This is a genomic window from Bizionia sp. M204, assembly GCF_023205095.1.
Lineage (GTDB): Bacteria > Bacteroidota > Bacteroidia > Flavobacteriales > Flavobacteriaceae > Algorimicrobium > Algorimicrobium hallyeonense.
Map to the genome: position 1 here is coordinate 2728773 of NZ_CP046242.1, position 16820 is coordinate 2745592.

The following is a 16820-nucleotide window of genomic DNA, read 5'->3' on the forward strand; positions in this document are numbered from 1 at the left end:
ACAAGATAAAATATACAGAAATGAGCAACGAAAAAGACGCAAAATTAAAAGCGCTACAACTTACTTTAGACAAACTAGATAAGGCTTACGGCAAAGGAACGGTAATGAAAATGAGTGATCAAGCTGTTGTTGATGTCGACGCTATTCCTTCGGGGTCTTTAGGATTAGATATTGCACTAGGTGTTAATGGCTATCCAAGAGGTCGTGTTATAGAAATATATGGTCCAGAATCTTCTGGTAAAACAACGTTAACCTTACATGCTATTGCTGAAGCTCAAAAAGCTGGTGGAATTGCTGCTTTTATTGATGCAGAACATGCTTTTGATAGAACTTACGCTGAAAAATTAGGAGTAGATATTGATAACTTAATTATTTCGCAACCTGATAATGGTGAACAAGCATTAGAGATTGCCGATAATTTAATTCGTTCTGGTGCTATTGACATTGTCGTTGTTGACTCGGTAGCTGCTTTAACACCAAAAAGTGAAATTGAAGGTGAAATGGGTGATTCTAAAATGGGATTACATGCTAGATTAATGTCTCAAGCCTTACGTAAATTAACAGCCTCTATTAGCAAAACCAATTGTACGGTGATTTTCATTAACCAATTACGTGAAAAAATTGGGGTTATGTTTGGAAACCCAGAAACAACAACAGGTGGTAATGCATTAAAATTTTATGCTTCGGTACGTTTAGATATTAGACGTTCAACACAAATAAAAGACACAGACGGAAATGTGCAAGGAAATAAAACCAGAGTTAAAGTGGTTAAAAATAAAGTTGCACCACCTTTTAGATTAGCTGAATTTGATATTATGTATGGCGAAGGTATTTCCAAAGTAGGTGAAATATTGGATATTGCTGTAGAATTTGATGTTATTAAAAAAGCAGGATCGTGGTTTAGTTATGGCGACACCAAATTAGGACAAGGTCGTGATGCAGTTAAAGCGCTTATTAAAGACAATCCAGAACTCATGGATGAGTTAGAAGTGAAAATAAAAGAGCTTATAAAATCAGCTTAAATTTTAAAAAAATCCCAATCTATTTGGGATTTTTTTATATCCCAACGCAACCTTTTGTGTTTTAGTGCATCTACTTAATGAAATACATGTGTTAAGTTTACCTCAAATTATGAAAAAAATAGCTATTTGTATCCTTGTATTACTAGCAATATCCTGCTCAATTAATGATGATACACAACAAAGTTATATTGAATTATTGCCTATAGAAAGCGCGACCGTTCCCGATGAATTTACACGTGGAGAAACCTACGATATCTCTATTGTATTTAAAAGACCTACGGAATGCCACGCGTATAAAGACATTTTATTAAAAGAGGAGCCTGATGGTCTTTTTATAGCTGTTATGTCTACTGTTTTTACAGGAAACTTTGATTGTCCTGCAATTGATAATAGTATTGAAAAAACATTTACGTTTCAACCAGGAGAAGAAGATTTATATGTTTTTAAATTTTGGCATGGAACTACGAATTCTGGCGAAGAAGAATATATTATAATTGAGGTTCCAGTAGTAGATTAATTATTGTTTAAATTTAACCAAATGTGTTTCACGTGAGTTTAAATCAACTCATACTAAAATGTAGTAATCATGATACTCAAGCACAAAGCGAATTATATCAGCTCTTTTCGAGCAAATTGTTTTCGGTTTGTTTAAAGTATTCAAGAAATTACGCCGAAGCGGAAGATAATCTGCAGGACGCGTTTTTGACTATTTTTAAAAAAATTAGTCAGTTTAATAATAAAGGTTCTTTTGAAGGTTGGTTGAAACGCATTGCTATTAATACGGCGTTACAACGCTATAGAGGTCAAGGCGTTTTTGAAATAATAAATGAAGATTTCATAGCAGATGAAGATATAGAAATTGATGATGAAGACATTTCTCTTGATTTTTTGCTAAAAATTATTCAAGAATTACCAGACCGATATAGATTGGTTTTTAACATGTATGTGTTGGATGGTTATTCGCATAAAGAAATAGCTGATTTATTGCGCATTACAGATGGCACATCAAAATCGAATTTGGCTAGAGCACGAAAAATATTAAAAGATAAAATTGAAGCATATAAAGCGGGTTTTAACGCGCAATCATTATAATGAGTAGTAAAAAACACATAGATAGAATTTTCCAAGAATCTTTTAAGGATTTTGAGGCGAAGCCCAATCCTGAATTGTGGTCTAAAATTCAAAACGAGTTACCATTAAAAACGGAAAAGCCTAAAACAGCTTTCCCTATCTGGATGCGTATAACTAGTGCTGCAGCTGTGTTAGTTTTATTGGTAACTATTGGTTCTGTAATTTTTACTGGCACAAATAACCCGGTTTCTACAGATGAAAAAATTGTAGATACTCAAACACGATCAAGTCATGGTATTTTAAATTCTAATAATACGCCTAATATTTCTGAAGAAAATTCAACAAACAAAAACAATATAGTTGTTGATGATCCGAAAGCGACTTCAAATAAGGCCTCAAAATTTAACAATGAAAGCATTGCGAATACAGACATAAATAGTAATGGTAATCCAATAGCTAGTGAAAATTCTGGAGAGGATTCTATTACAAATTCTAACAAATTAAATAATGCAATTGCAGCCTCAAGCAGAAATACAGCCGTTGCCAACTCTGAAAATAGAAATAATAAAAAAGCTAGCCATACCAATAGTAATTACGCCACGAATCCTAATACAATAAAAAATAATAATATTCTTAAAACTCAAAGTACCAAGACTATTTATAAGGGAATTGCTACTCAAGATACCGCATCAAATCCTAACACAAAAGGATTGGTAAACCAATCTAATACCACAAGTAACAATGTTAAACCAAATAATACGATTGAAGCTACAAATAATGTTGTGGTTCAAGAATCTCAAGCTTCAAAAAACGCAATTAATACTTCAGTAAACAGAACAGGTATTGCAGCAAATTCAGTTTCAAAAAATAGTTCTAAAACTGATGCTATTTCTGCGAACGAAACCATAAATAACAGTATTAAAACACCACAAAATAATAACAATAATACGGTAGCTTCAACTATCAACAGCGCGAACCAAAGTAATAAAACGGCATCTGATGTTCAGCGTGCCGTTTCTACTTCGGAAACCGATAATGTGTTGAAAGAAACAAGCGCGCAAAATGCTATTGCTTGGAATGCTAAGACAAGCAACACACCTCAAAATGAAAAAGAAAAAGAGGAAAACTTAATGGTTGGTGATTCGCTAGTTAGTGAATCACCTTCAATTGAGGAAGCTATTGCTCAAGCCGAAGAAACTAGTGAAAAGGAAGAAGAAGAAAAACTAGTAAATAGGTGGCAAGTTCAAGCAAACATTGCGCCTGTTTACTACAATTCGTTAGGTAAAGGCTCGCATATTGATGACGAATTTGTATCCAATTCTAAAAGTGGTGAAACCAATACCAGTTATGGTGTAAATGTAAGTTATGCCATTAGTAAAAAATTAGCAATTCGCTCCGGAATTAGCTCCTTAAATTTAAGTTACGACACGGATAATGTTATTTTATACAATTCGCCAACAACCAATACGCCAAATAATACAAATCCGCTGCGCAACATAAATTTAGTGCCAGAAAATCAGGAATTAACTGCTTTTAGCGGTGATAATTTAGGTTTTCAACAAATAAATAACGTGTTATTTAATGCCGCTATTAGTCAACGTTTAAGCTATTATGAAGTTCCTGTAGAATTGGAATATAAATTAGTTAATAACCGCTTTGGTGTTAATATTATTGGTGGGATGAGTACCTTCTTTTTAAATGATAACGAAGTGTATTCAGAATTTGAAGAGTATAAAACCTATATAGGTGAATCAAGTAACGTAAACAGTGTGAGTTTTAGTACCAATTTAGGAATTGGGTTGAATTATAAATTTACGGATAAACTTCTATTTAATTTTGAACCTACTTTTAAATACCAATTAAATGGTTTTGAAAATACATCTGGTGATTTCAGACCTTACATTATAGGTGTTTATACAGGTTTTAGTTACAAGTTTTAATTTTAGTTGGTTAGATTGATGCTGTTTTTAAGAAATTGAAACAGCATGATAAGTAAAAAAGCTATTCTGTGCCAAGAGTAGCTTTTTTTGTTTTACAACGCTTTAATATCTGTCTCTATGGCATCTGAATATGAAGAATATTCTTTAATTATAATCCCATTTTTATCGACCAGAAAGTACGTAGGGAAGCTGTTTATATTGTAATCTTGAAGTGTTTTTTCTGTTCCTTTTAAATTAATATAATCTACTTTTTTGCTTAACAACATCCTCTTACTTTTTTCAGGACTTTCTGTTGAAATCCCAATGACACTAATTTTATCATTATATTTATTTTGAAGATATTTCAGTTTTGGTAATGATTTAATACAAGGACTGCACCAAACTTCCCAAAAGTTAATAAGAGCAGGAAAATTTTCTGAAATAACAAGGGGCTCGTCATTCCACAAATTAGGGAGATTATTAGTTTTAAATTGAGTGCCAACCATAGAGATTTTATTAAATGACTGACTATTAATTATGTCTAGCTCTAAAAGTCCGTTTTTCTTATTATCTATAAATTTGGTAACTTTATCATTTACTAACACTTTACTAATTAGAAATGTTTTTGAAGTTCTTTCTCCTAATTTTTCTGATGTTATTTTAATTTTTGAAGGAGAAAATGTAGTTTTATTTATATTTATAATTTTTTGAATATTGTTAATTTGAAAAGTTGTGTCGTTTTCGAAGGTAAATTGTAATTGATACTCATCTTCATAGTCCACTAAATTAACTGTTTTATAGAAACTATCTAAACCAAAAATCTCTTCTATAATTAGTTGACCTCCTGGACTTCCCAAGAAACCATATGAACTTACCAATTCATAGTTACCATCTCTGTTTGAAATTTCAAAACTTTTATAATTATCATATAAATAGCTTATTTCAAACGAATAAGATTCAACAAAAAATGACATTCCAAACAAGGTGTCATTTTTGGTTTTCTCAATTAAAACCTGTCCGGTTCTATTCCAAACATCATTTAAAGAGAAACTATCTATCAGCGTTATATCGTATTGAATTTTACTATTCGCTTTGGCTCTTAATTCATACTGATTGATAACATTTTTTGCCGTCTCTTTCTTGTGACAATTAAAAAAAAATAAGGTTATAAAAAAATAAATATATAGTTTCATAAAAATAAGAAATAAAATAATCCAATTAATAACAAGCAAATATTATTAATTGGATTAAAATTTAACAACCTGTAAGACAAATATATCTTGTCAGTTTTTCACAATTGTAAGGACTTGTACATTTGTACTCCTTATAATCTTCATATGCTAATTTACTCATACCAAATAACAACCAAAACTCCTCATTATCCATAGCTGATAATTCGCTTTCGATTATTACATAATTTGCGGTTGTTATTATTCCATCTCTGAATTCCATACTCTTGATAAACTCTGATTTGGTTTCTCCACTTAATTTACTAACAACAGAGTTTTTATCAATTGCATAACGCTCAAAATCTGAAAGTGTAAAGATTTCTTGAATAACTCCTTTGTTTAGTTCTTCTTTGCTTTTAACAACTTTGTTAATTGACTGATCTTCCAAAATATTACTTTCTGCATCACTACAGGAAAAAGCAAAGATTAAAATGGTAAAAATCAACGTTCCATTAAATAGTTTTTTCATAATTTCTTAAAGTTTATTAGATTAATAATAAACTAAATCTATAATCTATAATCTATATTCTAATAAACCTAAATTATTTAAACATAAAATTAATTTAATGAGTGATTTACGGTTTTACCGTAACTGTATTGAAGAAAAATATTACAAATGAAGTTATGAGTCCTTTAATAATTGCTTCAAAATAGTTTGTCGTGTATCCTTATTCAACTCTTTAGTATCGGCAACATGTAAGCCATCAGTTGGTATAAAAGGAAATCCAATGGCGCGCATTTTACCCGGACTTCCGCTAAAAAAAGTAAAGGGAAACCGTTTTTTATTATCTAAAAACACTAAAGGAACTATAGGAATTTGATGATTAATAGCTAACCTGAAAGCGCCATCTTTAAAGTCGTCTAAAATAACATCCTCATCAGGCACACCACCTTCAGGAAAGATACAAATACTCAATCCTTGTTTTAAACGACGCTGCGCTCTTAAAAATACGGCTTTTCTGCTTTTTTCAGAACTTCTATCTACCAGAATACAGGTACGCTTATAAAAGAAACCAAATAACGGAATTTTAGCCAGTTCTTTCTTACCAACAAATACAAACGGATTTTTGGACACTACTAGCATGAGCATAATATCAGCCATAGAGGTGTGATTGGCAATAAACATATAACTAGCTTTTCGTTTTGGCTTTTCGGCTAAAGAAATGTGTGTGTTAAATCCCATGCCTATTAAAATAAATCGTGCCCAAAGTCGCGCTAATCTGTAAAAATAAGGATACCAAGATTCTTTAAGTATGGAAACTAATAATAAAGGTAACAAGATGATAATAGGTACTGCCACAAGCACATAAAACCAAATGCGATAAAATACCCAGAAAATATATTTAAAAACCGTCATGGAGACCAAAACTACTTAAATAAATTGAGCTTTTGTACTAAAAAAATTACCTTTGACATATTAAAACAAATTTGAACTTAAAACAAGATTCCCATTTCCATGGGAAATGAGCATGGCAAGAATACTAACAGGCATACAAAGCACAGGAACACCGCATTTAGGTAATATTTTAGGCGCTATTTTACCAGCAATAAACATGGCAAATAAACCAGAAAACGATTCGTTTTTGTTTATAGCTAATTTACATACCCTAACCCAGATTAAAGATGCTGAACTATTAAGACACAATACCTACTCTACGGCTGCAACCTGGTTGGCTTTTGGTTTAGATATTGAAAAAACCGTGTTTTATAGACAGAGTGATGTACCTCAAGTGACTGAATTGTCATGGTATTTAAGCTGTTTCTTTCCGTTTCAGCGTTTAACGTTAGCGCATAGCTTTAAGGACAAAGCCGACAGACTAGAAGATGTAAATGCAGGGTTATTTAACTACCCTATGCTAATGGCTGCGGATATTTTAGCTTATGATGCTGAAATTATTCCTGTAGGAAAAGACCAATTACAACACATAGAAATCACACGTGATGTGGCATCTCGTTTTCATGCGCAAATGGGAGAAACATTTGTGTTACCAACCGGAAAAGTTGCAGACAACACCATGTTAATTCCTGGAACAGATGGTGAAAAGATGAGTAAAAGTCGCGGGAATTTTATCAATATTTTTCTAGATGATAAAAAACTCCGTAAGCAAATCATGTCCATCCAAACAGATAGTACCGCTCTAGAGGACCCTAAAGAATGGGCAACTTGTAACTGTTTTGCACTATATAATTTATTAGCTTCTGATGATGAGATTACTGCTATGAAATCCAATTACGAAGCGGGCAATTATGGTTATGGTCATGCCAAGCAAGCTTTGTTTGAGTTGATTGTTGAAAAATTTGCAGAACCTCGTGAACGCTACCATCATTATATGAATAATCTCCACGAAATTGATGACGCTTTAAAAGTTGGTGCTGAAAAAGCGAGTCAAGTAGCAAACGCCGTTATTGCACGTGTTAGAGGGAAGGTTGGGTATTAAAAATGATTTGGCACCTAGAAAGGTTTGGTCTTAACAATATGGGATTCCTGCCTTCGCAGGAATTTGTTAGATAATCTCAAATAACTTTCCAGGCAACGGTCTAATAACCCCTTTTAATTCCATGTTTAGTAATAAACTTGCCACTTTATATGTTGGCAATTCACAATCTATGGCAATACTATCTAATTCTTCTTTAGATTTCGTTTGTAGGTAATTATAAATGGTTTGTTCGTCCGGCTCCAGTTCTATAAACAACTGTTTTTGAATGGTAGGTTTCTGCTTGGTTTCCAATTCCCAATTTAACATATACGGAATATCCAACGGATTGGATAATAAGTGGGCTTTCTGAAATTTTATTAAATTATTACAACCCACACTTTGGCTATCCGTTGTGCGTCCTGGAACGGCAAAAACATCGCGATTATAAGAATTGGCAATATCGGCTGTTACCAAACTACCTCCTTTTTCGGCCGATTCTATAACTATAGTTGCCTGACTCACACCAGCAATTACCCGATTTCGTTTTAAAAAATTATTTCTATCAAACGGATCCGAACTCCAAAAATCAGTAAAAAACCCGCCATTTTTCTCGACATCTACCATATACTTTTTATGTGTTTTTGGATAAATCTGATTTAAGCCATGAGCCAAACATCCTATGGTTTGCAAACCGTGTTTTATAGCTGCTTTTTGTGCCGTAATATCCGTTCCGTAGGCGAAACCGGAAACTATAACGGGATTAAAAGGTACGAGTTCTTCAATTAACTTATTGCAAAAGGCAATCCCAGAAGTCGTAATTTTTCTGGCACCAACAATACTAATAATACGTTGGTTTTCTAAACTCACATTTCCCACTTGGAATAACAAAATAGGACTATCTATACATTGATTTAATCGTTGTGGATAGCCGTCATCCATAAAATACAAGCACTGAATATTGCTTTCAGAAATAAACTGCATTTCCGCTTCGGCAGCTTTAAAATGACTTGTATTAAATAAATCCCGAATTACATGGGTGCCAATCCCATCAATTTGAAGGAGATGGTGTTTTTTCTCTTTAAAAATAGCTTCCACCGAACCACAATGATTAATGAGCTTTTTAGCCGTAATATCACCTATAAACGGGACATGTTGCAGTGCCAAAATATGTAATAAGCGATTATCGGTCATGGTAGTCATTTGATTTTCAACTTACAAGTAAAGAAATTTTCAGATGTTAATAAATTGTTAGCAAGATTTTTTGTTCATGTTCAAAAATTTCTAACTTTGTTTCTATGCAATTAGAACCTTACATAAGCGATTTACTTTACCGTTACGAATGTGTGACTGTCCCTGAATTTGGCTCGTTTTTAACACGAAAAACGTCAGCAACAATTCATGAAACAACACATGCTTTTTATCCACCAAAAAAGGTGTTATCTTTTAATGAGCAAATTCAAGAAAATGATGGTTTATTAGCACGTTACATTGCTGATGTTGAGAAAATCCCGTACGAAGAAGCTTCTAAAAAAATTAAAAAACGCGTAAAATACTTAAAATCCTATTTAGTTGAAGGTGAAACTATTGCTTTTGAAAACATTGGTAGTTTATCATTAAACAACGAAGGAAAAATGTTATTTGAACCATCCTATAGTTTTAACTATTTAACGGATGCGTTTGGTTTATCTCAATTTACTTCTCCTGAAGTTACGCGTGAAACTTATAAAGAAACGGTAGAAGCTATTGAAAAAGTAGTACCTATTGCTGTAACACCACAAAGGCGCCAATCGCGTGGCTATTTAAAATATGCTGCTGTTGGTTTAATTGCTTTAACTATTGGTGGTTTTGCAGCTTCTAATTATTATGTGAATCAGATTGAAACACATAATCAATTAGCACAAGAGGAAGCCAACACCCAATTGGAAAATAAAATTCAAGAAGCGACATTTGTCATTAATAATCCATTGCCGGCTGTTACACTTAACGTGAAAAAGCAGTATGGTAATTATCATATTATTGCTGGTGCTTTCCGTGTGGAAGAAAACAGCGATAAAAAGGTGGATCAACTGAAAGACTTGGGTTATGCAGCTCGTAAAATCGGCACCAATAAATACGGTTTACACGAAGTGGTTTATGCAAGTTATGAAGACCGACTAGAAGCGCTTCAAGCCTTACGTGACGTTAAAAAAACGCATAATAAAGACGCTTGGTTGTTGGTGAAGGCTATTGAGGAGTAGTTCTCGATACGTTCATTTTTCGCTACCACTCAAATGAACACGCGAACTGACTAGCAATCATTAAACCAAATACCCATAATTAAAAAGAAACGTCACTTCGAGTGATTTCGAGGTACGAGAAATTGTATCGAGAAGCCAAGTACTTAAATGTGAAACTATCATACGTCTACATATTACATTGTGCTGACGACTCCTATTACACAGGTGTTACTTCCAATATAGAAAAACGCTTTTTAGAACATCAAACAGGCAAACATCTTGATAGCTATACTTTTAAAAGACGACCGTTGACGCTCGTTTTTTATGCAGAATTCACAGATATTCGATTAGCCATTCAAAGTGAAAAGCAAATTAAAAAATGGTCACGCGTAAAGAAAGAAGCCTTAATAAACGGTGAATTTGAAAAACTACCGAATTTAGCTAGAAAGAAATTTAATTGAGTTGTCGTTCTCGATACGTTCATTTTGAGCTGTGCTCAAATGAACACGCGAACTGACGTAGCCTTCTAACTAAAACAATCATAATTAAACTATCCGTCACTTCGAGTGATTTCGAGGAACGAGTTCTCGATACTTTCATTTTTCGCTACCGCTTCAAAATGAACACACGAACTGACGAGCAATCATTAAACCAAATACCCTTAATTAAAAATAAACGTCACTTCGAGTGATCTTGATGAACGAGTTCTCGATACTTTCATTTTGAGCTGTGCTCAAATGAACACTCGAACTGACGTAGCCTTCTAACTAAAACAATCATAATTAAACTATCCGTCACTTCGAGTGATTTCGAGGAACGAGAAATTGTATCGAGAAGAACGTTACTTCAAGTGTCACGACTTTTTTGTTGTGATGTATCGAGAAGATACAAAATTGGTAGTACCTTTGCAGCGCATTTAAAAAATGACCGCATGACACCGAAAACACCAGAACAATCCAAAACCATTATGACCGACTTGGTACTACCAAGCGAAACCAATCCACTTAATAATTTATTTGGAGGCGAACTATTAGCGCGTATGGATCGTGCTGCTAGTATTGCTGCAAGACGTCATAGTCGCCGTATTGTGGTTACTGCTTCTGTAAACCATGTGGCTTTTAACCGTTCCGTACCTTTAGGCAGTGTGGTGACTGTTGAAGCTAAAGTATCTCGCGCGTTTAAAACCTCTATGGAGGTGTTCTTGGACGTTTGGATTGAAGACCGTGAATCTGGCATACGCGATAAAGCAAACGAAGCTATTTACACCTTTGTAGCCGTTGATGAAACTGGACGACCAATTCAAGTACCAGAAATTGAACCTGAAACCAAATTAGAAAAAGAACGCTACGCAGCAGCCTTAAGACGTAAACAATTGAGTTTGGTTTTAGCTGGAAAAATGAAACCGAATGATGCTACGGAATTGAAGGCGTTGTTTCAGTAGATTTATAAAGACCTAACAGGTTTTAAAAACCTGTTAGGTCTGAAAAGTATTATTTATAGAACATGATTACTTTTTAAAAACGTTCTTGTAGCTGATTGGTTTTTTTGAATTTTAACCTGTCCATAGTGTGAACTGATAATATAAAATCCATTTACCACTAATTTTTACATATATATGCATTAACCCGCCACTTGATGTATTTATGTATGGTATATAAGTTGAAGTAACAATTAAGGCCCAATCTTTTTTACAATTAAAATAGGGTTTTGATATATATGTAATATTATTTCTTGGATTTTCGTTTAAAAATTTAGTATCTGACCTATGAAAGTATTTTTTGAGTTTATTAAAATCAATAATAGAGTCATTTTGAGATTTTGCTATATCAGATTTTAAATGTTCTAAATTAAAATTTTCTAAAAATAATTCTACTGGAGGTTGGTTATTCTTTATTTCATTCCACCACAACTTTACAGACTTTTCATTTATACTCTCCTTACTCAAATATTGAGTGCCTAGAGGTATAAAATTGTGATATAAGTAAATAGAATCTTTAGGAATAGGATTCCCATTATCATATGGATTTATAACTTCATTTATAAACTCATAATCCTGACCATAAGCCAAGCTTGACAAAAATAGAAGTATGATTAATTTCATTTTAATTACAGTTATTATTTATTAGATAGTTATCTACAAATAATACTAATAAATAACCGACTATAGAAAAAATTATTAATTCTTCTAATAACTCAAAATTTAAGCGGGTTACAGATGGAAAATAATGCTCCTTATATGGAAATTGCCAATTATGTTTATATAATAAAAATAGAAAAATCGCTAAAAATAGAAAAACTAGTATTTTAAAATTTGCAATGTTTTTAAAAATTGGTCTTTTCAATAAATAGTAGAATACTATAACACTTAAAACGTAAATCCAGTATGTGTAGATAAATTGCCAAGCGAAAACATATTGTGCGCGTTCAATCTCTCCCCAACTGTAAGCTTTGGGATGCACAGGAATAATATTTGTCCATTCTATTATAGCTTGCGCTAAATGTTTAACAAAAAATAGTGCAAATGCTATTAAAATAATTCTCAATATAAATTTTAAGTTATTTTTCATTTTACTTATTTTAATTATTCACAACCTAAGTCACTAATTGGTCGATTCCCTAATAATACATTTTTCACTTTCTCCCATTCTGGCCGATTGACAGTTATTGGGGTTGCATTACCAACACCTCCATTATTATTTGTGAAATTTTGAACTTTTTGTTGAAAACTACTCCATAGTGCATCTGCTCCATCAAACGGGTTTCCACCAGTCATATAATTTGCTATCCCAACATCAAAATTAGATTCCATTCTATCTACACCTCTAGAATAAAAAGTATAAGTGCCATTTGAGTTAATTTCATAACCAATTTGCCTATTGCCACTTACAGGATGTGGACCATCAAGTCCTTGAGGAATACCCCAAGGCATTGTTAGAGTGGTAAATACCCAATGTGAATTTGTGTTTTCTGAACAAACTACTGAGCCATCATGTGCTCCAGGTATATCAAGTGATATAATCGCTCCTAAAGGATTAGCAGATAACCATATTCCTTCTTCATCAAATCCAGTGATTGGAGAAGGAATAAATTCTGTAAAATCATTATTTATAAAAATATTAATTTCTATTCTAATATATTCTAGAAATTCTTCAGCTGAAAATCGCTCTCCCGTTGAAGGATTGTTTGGTAAAACATCTATTATTATTGGGAAATAATCTAAATTAACTACTGCTCCTTCTGCATTTTCAATTGTTTGAACACTTACTCCTCCTAATAAAAATTCGTCTATTTCGTTAAGTTTATCTAATATTACTGGTGGTGGACTAAATTGTACTAAAGCCTGCCATTGCTCTATTTGATTACAATCTATATCAACTAATTTATATGGATTATCTACAAGTTCATTTTCTAACTCAATTGAAATATATTCTAGTAAATTATCAACTTCATTATTCATTATGGCTTCCATAGCAGCAACCACAAAAGCCTGCGCTTGTTGACAACCACTAGAATTAGTATCCGCTCCGCAATTAGTAAACAAGTAGTTATTAATAGCTCTAACTTGGTTTTCGTTTTGGCTTTTATTTGCCCAAATTTCTTGCTGTGGATTTAAATCTAGATACGTGGCTAATAGTTCTGCTTGCGTTTGTGTAGGCGTTGGTGCGGCAAATATTTCTGTGGGTCCTGATCCATTATTGTTGGGGTTATTTGGATCGCCATAGCCACCACCTGGCTCATTTCCCGTATTTGGAATCCAAGGACTGTTGGTACTACCATCACCACTACCACTGCCATCATCATAATAACCACAGGTAACTTCAGTTACTACCCAAGTTGATTCTGAATCGCACGTGCAATTAGCTCCATGAAGTTCACCATTATGATCAGTATTATTTACCCAATGCCCATTAGATACACAACCCCATGTCATTTTACCAAGTTCAAGTGTAGATATATCATAATCTATTGGAAAAATAATGGTGTTTGTGCTGTTTAAAAAGGTTTCGTTTAAATCCTGTAATTCGTCATTGGTAAATGCGTATTGAACAATATAAGCATAATAGTCGCTATCAGCGGGATTGTATTGTAATAGTAGGTTTTCCAGATTATTAGTAATTGTGCTGTCTCGTTGTATTGAAAAACTATAGGAATGATTTCCTGTCTCTAAATCCTCAACATATTTAACGAGATCTGTATTTACGGTAAAACCATAGCTGCCATTATATACTATTTTGTTTTGGCTATCATGACTTGCTGCGTTTTCTAAATTTAAATCCTCTAACTTTTCAGTAATGTGTTTTTTAGAACGTATTTGTTCTGTATTTAAGTCTTGAGTACTAAACCTGCTACTTTCTTTAGCTTTTATGTCGGTATTTATATCAGGCTCACAATTTGTAAACAAAAACGCCATACCTATTAATAGAAATACAAGTTTTAATTTAGGTTTAACAAGTTTTGTTTTGTTTTGTTTTGTAAAAACATGTTTTAATTTAAATGGTTAGTCAACAAACCTAAACTAAATATACCATTTATAAAATACGTAGTTCTACGTAATTTTTGGTTTTTCGATGAACGGTAATATACGTTTTCAGAAAAATTATAACATACCGAGGCATTTAATTAAGTATAAACTATTATATTAATTAGATAGCAAGATCCAGCCGAAGAAGCCATTTACACCTTTGTAGCCGTTGATGAAACCGGACGACCAATTCAAGTTCCTGAAATTACACCAGAAACCGATTTAGAAAAAGAACGTTTTGATGCCGCTTTAAGACGCAAACAATTGCCTTTGGTTTTGGCTGGAAAAATGAAACCGAATGAAGCTACGGAATTAAGGGCTTTGTTTCAGTAGGATTTAATCTCTTATATATTATAAAATAAAATAGCCTGAATTTTTAGTTCAGGCTGTTTTTTTTAAAACTTAAATTTACTTCTTTTAAGGTTAATTTTTAATTAATGTTTTTCTCTTTCTAATGGAATACAAAAGAAAATCATCGCCTTTAATTTTTCCTTGCCACTTGTATTGCTTATCTACCAAATGCCATTTACCATTCTCTTTGTAAGCAAAAATTTTGAAAATCAAGTTAAAACTTCTTTGTATATATGTTACAGTTAAAAAATCAGATGAATAATTTATATCTTCAACTGTATAATAATCCTCATATAATTCTTCAAACATTTTATTTTCAGACCACAACTTAACAGTTTCCTTTCTTAATCCTTTTTCAATACAGTTAGTTCTAAAATTATTTTTTAAAACAATGGAATCCCTATCGGCAAGTGCTGGTTTAAATATCAATTCAAGGATTTGCTTCAAGTCATCATTAGGTATTTCACAAAAGGTTTGCGAAAACCCATAAGATGTGAAAAAATAAAGTAATAATACGATCAATTTTGATTTCATTAATTACGTTTTTTTTATTTATATCCTTGGAAGTATTCACTTGAATTATTTGGGTTGAGCATATAATCTCCTATTACATCTAATTCAAAATCATTACCTTCTTCGCCATCATACATATCTCCATTATACAAATAATCCCCCAAATGAGTTACTTCATGAAGGATAACAATCCCGATAAAAAAATTTAAGGCATCTTCACTTATAGTTGAATTACTCTCCAATTCAGCTGCTAATTCGGTACTCAATAGGATAGTGTTTTCATCATAGCCAAATTGAGGTCCATAGGCACCCCAACAACATGGCATATCGATTATCATAATTGTTACAGAAGAATCGTTTCCCCATTTTAGAGCATTTTTAATTTGTTCATTATTCAAACTACCATATTGATTCAAAGCATTAATAATTAAATTATCTTTAGATAATTTAGGAAATTCCATACTTAAATAAGCTGTAAGTTTTGGATATTGTTGTTTGTATTGACTAGACAAATCATTGGGGTATTTTACAAATGGGAAAGTGGAAATTACTGAATTTTCCATTAAAGCTTCCAAAGCCGCAATCACAAAAGCCTGTGCTTCTTGGCAACCACTAGAATTAGTATCCGCTCCGCAATTAGCAAACAGATAATTATTAATAGCTCTAACTTGGTTTTCGTTTTGGCTTTTATTTGCCCAAATTTCTTGCTGTGGATTTAAATCTAGATACGTGGCTAATAGTTCTGCTTGCGTTTGTGTAGGCGTTGGTGCGGCAAATATTTCTGTGGGTCCTGACCCATTATTGTTGGGGTTATTAGGGTCGCCATAGCCACCACCTGGCTCATTTCCCGTATTTGGAATCCAAGGACTGTTGGTACTACCATCACCACTACCACTGCCATCATCATAATAACCACAGGTAACTTCAGTTACTACCCAAGTTGATTCTGAATCGCACGTGCAATTAGCTCCATGAAGTTCACCATTATGATCAGTATTATTTACCCAATGCCCATTAGATACACAACCCCATGTCATTTTACCAAGTTCAAGTGTAGATATATCATAATCTATTGGAAAAATAATGGTGTTTGTGCTGTTTAAATAGGTTTCGTTTAAATCCTGTAATTCGTCATTGGTAAATGCGTATTGAACAATATAAGCATAATAGTTGCCATCAGCGGGATTGTATTGTAATAGTAGGTTTTCCAGATTATTAGTAATTGTGCTGTCTCGTTGTATTGAAAAACTATAGGAATGATTTCCTGTCTCTAAATCCTCAACATATTTAACGAGATCTGTATTTACGGTAAAACCATAGCTGCCATTATATACTATTTTGTTTTGGCTATCATGACTTGCTGCGTTTTCTAAATTTAAATCCTCTAACTTTTCAGTAATGTGTTTTTTAGAACGTATTTGTTCTGTATTTAAGTCTTGAGTACTAAACCTGCTACTTTCTTTAGCTTTTATGTCGGTATTTATATCAGGCTCACAATTTGTAAACAAAAACGCCATACCTATTAATAGAAATACAAGTTTTAATTTAGGTTTAACAAGT

General features: G+C 32.8%; 17 protein-coding genes and 1 pseudogene. 9 read left to right on the forward strand and 9 right to left on the reverse strand.

The annotated features are described in order from the left end of the window. Positions 1-20: 20 nt before the first annotated feature. The 4 genes from recA to GMA17_RS12625 all read left to right on the forward strand — a co-directional run bounded on the left by recA (position 21) and on the right by GMA17_RS12625 (position 4033). Entirely contained in the window at positions 21-1022 is a 1002-nt protein-coding gene (recA, locus tag GMA17_RS12610; RefSeq protein ID WP_248396729.1) for a recombinase RecA, read from the forward strand. Positions 1023-1131: 109 nt separating this feature from the next. Then, positions 1132-1539, forward strand: coding sequence for a hypothetical protein (locus tag GMA17_RS12615; RefSeq protein WP_248396731.1), 408 nt, complete (start codon positions 1132-1134; stop codon positions 1537-1539). A 32-nt stretch (positions 1540-1571) separates the two neighbouring features. Next, positions 1572-2114 carry an RNA polymerase sigma factor gene (locus tag GMA17_RS12620; protein ID WP_248396733.1) on the forward strand — a complete coding sequence of 181 codons (543 nt, stop codon included), beginning with the start codon at positions 1572-1574 and terminating at the stop codon, positions 2112-2114. Further along, entirely contained in the window at positions 2114-4033 is a 1920-nt protein-coding gene (locus GMA17_RS12625) for a hypothetical protein (protein ID WP_248396735.1), read from the forward strand. The genes GMA17_RS12620 and GMA17_RS12625 overlap by 1 nt, the downstream gene beginning before the upstream one ends. A 92-nt stretch (positions 4034-4125) precedes the next feature. Here the strand turns inward: GMA17_RS12625 and GMA17_RS12630 are convergent, their stop codons facing one another. The 3 genes from GMA17_RS12630 to GMA17_RS12640 all read right to left on the reverse strand — a co-directional run bounded on the left by GMA17_RS12630 (position 4126) and on the right by GMA17_RS12640 (position 6598). After that, on the reverse strand, positions 4126-5205 hold the full coding sequence (locus tag GMA17_RS12630; protein ID WP_248396737.1) for a TlpA disulfide reductase family protein: 1080 nt from the start codon (positions 5203-5205) through the stop codon (positions 4126-4128). Positions 5206-5266: 61 nt separating this feature from the next. After that, positions 5267-5710, reverse strand: a complete 444-nt coding sequence (locus tag GMA17_RS12635) for a hypothetical protein (RefSeq protein WP_248396739.1) — start codon at positions 5708-5710, stop codon at positions 5267-5269. Between the two features lie 153 nt (positions 5711-5863). Continuing rightward, positions 5864-6598: a 1-acyl-sn-glycerol-3-phosphate acyltransferase gene (locus tag GMA17_RS12640; RefSeq protein ID WP_248396741.1), complete on the reverse strand. Its 735-nt coding sequence runs from the start codon at positions 6596-6598 to the stop codon at positions 5864-5866. A gap of 112 nt (positions 6599-6710) precedes the next feature. Here GMA17_RS12640 and trpS point away from each other — a divergent pair, with 112 nt between their 5' ends. After that, positions 6711-7679: a tryptophan--tRNA ligase gene (trpS, locus tag GMA17_RS12645; RefSeq protein ID WP_248396744.1), complete on the forward strand. Its 969-nt coding sequence runs from the start codon at positions 6711-6713 to the stop codon at positions 7677-7679. Between the two features lie 66 nt (positions 7680-7745). Here the strand turns inward: trpS and dprA are convergent, their stop codons facing one another. After that, positions 7746-8849: a DNA-processing protein DprA gene (gene dprA, locus GMA17_RS12650; protein ID WP_248400671.1), complete on the reverse strand. Its 1104-nt coding sequence runs from the start codon at positions 8847-8849 to the stop codon at positions 7746-7748. A gap of 104 nt (positions 8850-8953) precedes the next feature. Between dprA and GMA17_RS12655 the strand changes: the two genes are divergently transcribed. The 3 genes from GMA17_RS12655 (at position 8954) to GMA17_RS12665 (ending at position 11315) form a co-directional block, all read left to right on the forward strand. Beyond that, positions 8954-9895, forward strand: a complete 942-nt coding sequence (locus tag GMA17_RS12655) for an SPOR domain-containing protein (RefSeq protein WP_248396746.1) — start codon at positions 8954-8956, stop codon at positions 9893-9895. A 149-nt stretch (positions 9896-10044) separates the two neighbouring features. Next, a complete protein-coding gene (locus GMA17_RS12660; RefSeq protein ID WP_248396748.1) occupies positions 10045-10335 on the forward strand; it encodes a GIY-YIG nuclease family protein in 291 nt (96 codons plus the stop codon). A 470-nt stretch (positions 10336-10805) separates the two neighbouring features. Continuing rightward, the gene (locus GMA17_RS12665; RefSeq protein WP_248396751.1) at positions 10806-11315 is read left to right on the forward strand and encodes an acyl-CoA thioesterase; all 510 of its coding nucleotides are present in this window, start codon (positions 10806-10808) and stop codon (positions 11313-11315) included. Positions 11316-11426: 111 nt separating this feature from the next. Here the strand turns inward: GMA17_RS12665 and GMA17_RS12670 are convergent, their stop codons facing one another. From GMA17_RS12670 to GMA17_RS12680, 3 genes are read right to left on the reverse strand one after another with little or no spacing between them, the layout of a single operon-like run. Further along, on the reverse strand, positions 11427-11975 hold the full coding sequence (locus GMA17_RS12670) for a hypothetical protein (protein ID WP_248396753.1): 549 nt from the start codon (positions 11973-11975) through the stop codon (positions 11427-11429). Position 11976: 1 nt separating this feature from the next. Then, the gene (locus tag GMA17_RS12675) at positions 11977-12441 is read right to left on the reverse strand and encodes a hypothetical protein (protein ID WP_248396755.1); all 465 of its coding nucleotides are present in this window, start codon (positions 12439-12441) and stop codon (positions 11977-11979) included. Positions 12442-12455: 14 nt separating this feature from the next. Then, a complete protein-coding gene (locus GMA17_RS12680; RefSeq protein WP_248396757.1) occupies positions 12456-14285 on the reverse strand; it encodes a hypothetical protein in 1830 nt (609 codons plus the stop codon). A 249-nt stretch (positions 14286-14534) separates the two neighbouring features. Between GMA17_RS12680 and GMA17_RS12685 the strand changes: the two are divergent. Further along, positions 14535-14729: pseudogene (locus GMA17_RS12685) on the forward strand (acyl-CoA thioesterase); the annotation flags it as partial. 90 nt (positions 14730-14819) lie between these two features. On the opposite strand, the gene GMA17_RS12690 reads toward GMA17_RS12685, so the two are convergent. Next, complete coding sequence (locus GMA17_RS12690; RefSeq protein ID WP_248396759.1) at positions 14820-15281, reverse strand: hypothetical protein; 462 nt, start codon at positions 15279-15281, stop codon at positions 14820-14822. A 14-nt stretch (positions 15282-15295) separates the two neighbouring features. Next, positions 15296-16777, reverse strand: coding sequence for a hypothetical protein (locus GMA17_RS12695; protein ID WP_248396761.1), 1482 nt, complete (start codon positions 16775-16777; stop codon positions 15296-15298). Positions 16778-16820 lie beyond the last annotated feature (43 nt).

Excerpts from the sequence above, each read along its gene's own strand:
- GMA17_RS12690 (WP_248396759.1), bottom strand. The coding sequence starts at position 15,281 with ATGAAATCAAAATTGATCGTATTATTACTTTATTTTTTCACATCTTAT.
- recA (WP_248396729.1), top strand. The coding sequence starts at position 21 with ATGAGCAACGAAAAAGACGCAAAATTAAAAGCGCTACAACTTACTTTA.
- GMA17_RS12615 (WP_248396731.1), top strand. The coding sequence starts at position 1,132 with ATGAAAAAAATAGCTATTTGTATCCTTGTATTACTAGCAATATCCTGC.
- GMA17_RS12670 (WP_248396753.1), bottom strand. The coding sequence starts at position 11,975 with ATGAAATTAATCATACTTCTATTTTTGTCAAGCTTGGCTTATGGTCAG.
- GMA17_RS12655 (WP_248396746.1), top strand. The coding sequence starts at position 8,954 with ATGCAATTAGAACCTTACATAAGCGATTTACTTTACCGTTACGAATGT.
- GMA17_RS12625 (WP_248396735.1), top strand. The coding sequence starts at position 2,114 with ATGAGTAGTAAAAAACACATAGATAGAATTTTCCAAGAATCTTTTAAG.
- dprA (WP_248400671.1), bottom strand. The coding sequence starts at position 8,849 with ATGACCGATAATCGCTTATTACATATTTTGGCACTGCAACATGTCCCG.
- GMA17_RS12675 (WP_248396755.1), bottom strand. The coding sequence starts at position 12,441 with ATGAAAAATAACTTAAAATTTATATTGAGAATTATTTTAATAGCATTT.
- GMA17_RS12640 (WP_248396741.1), bottom strand. The coding sequence starts at position 6,598 with ATGACGGTTTTTAAATATATTTTCTGGGTATTTTATCGCATTTGGTTT.
- GMA17_RS12665 (WP_248396751.1), top strand. The coding sequence starts at position 10,806 with ATGACACCGAAAACACCAGAACAATCCAAAACCATTATGACCGACTTG.
- GMA17_RS12680 (WP_248396757.1), bottom strand. The coding sequence starts at position 14,285 with ATGGCGTTTTTGTTTACAAATTGTGAGCCTGATATAAATACCGACATA.
- GMA17_RS12635 (WP_248396739.1), bottom strand. The coding sequence starts at position 5,710 with ATGAAAAAACTATTTAATGGAACGTTGATTTTTACCATTTTAATCTTT.
- GMA17_RS12630 (WP_248396737.1), bottom strand. The coding sequence starts at position 5,205 with ATGAAACTATATATTTATTTTTTTATAACCTTATTTTTTTTTAATTGT.
- GMA17_RS12695 (WP_248396761.1), bottom strand. The coding sequence starts at position 16,777 with ATGGCGTTTTTGTTTACAAATTGTGAGCCTGATATAAATACCGACATA.
- trpS (WP_248396744.1), top strand. The coding sequence starts at position 6,711 with ATGGCAAGAATACTAACAGGCATACAAAGCACAGGAACACCGCATTTA.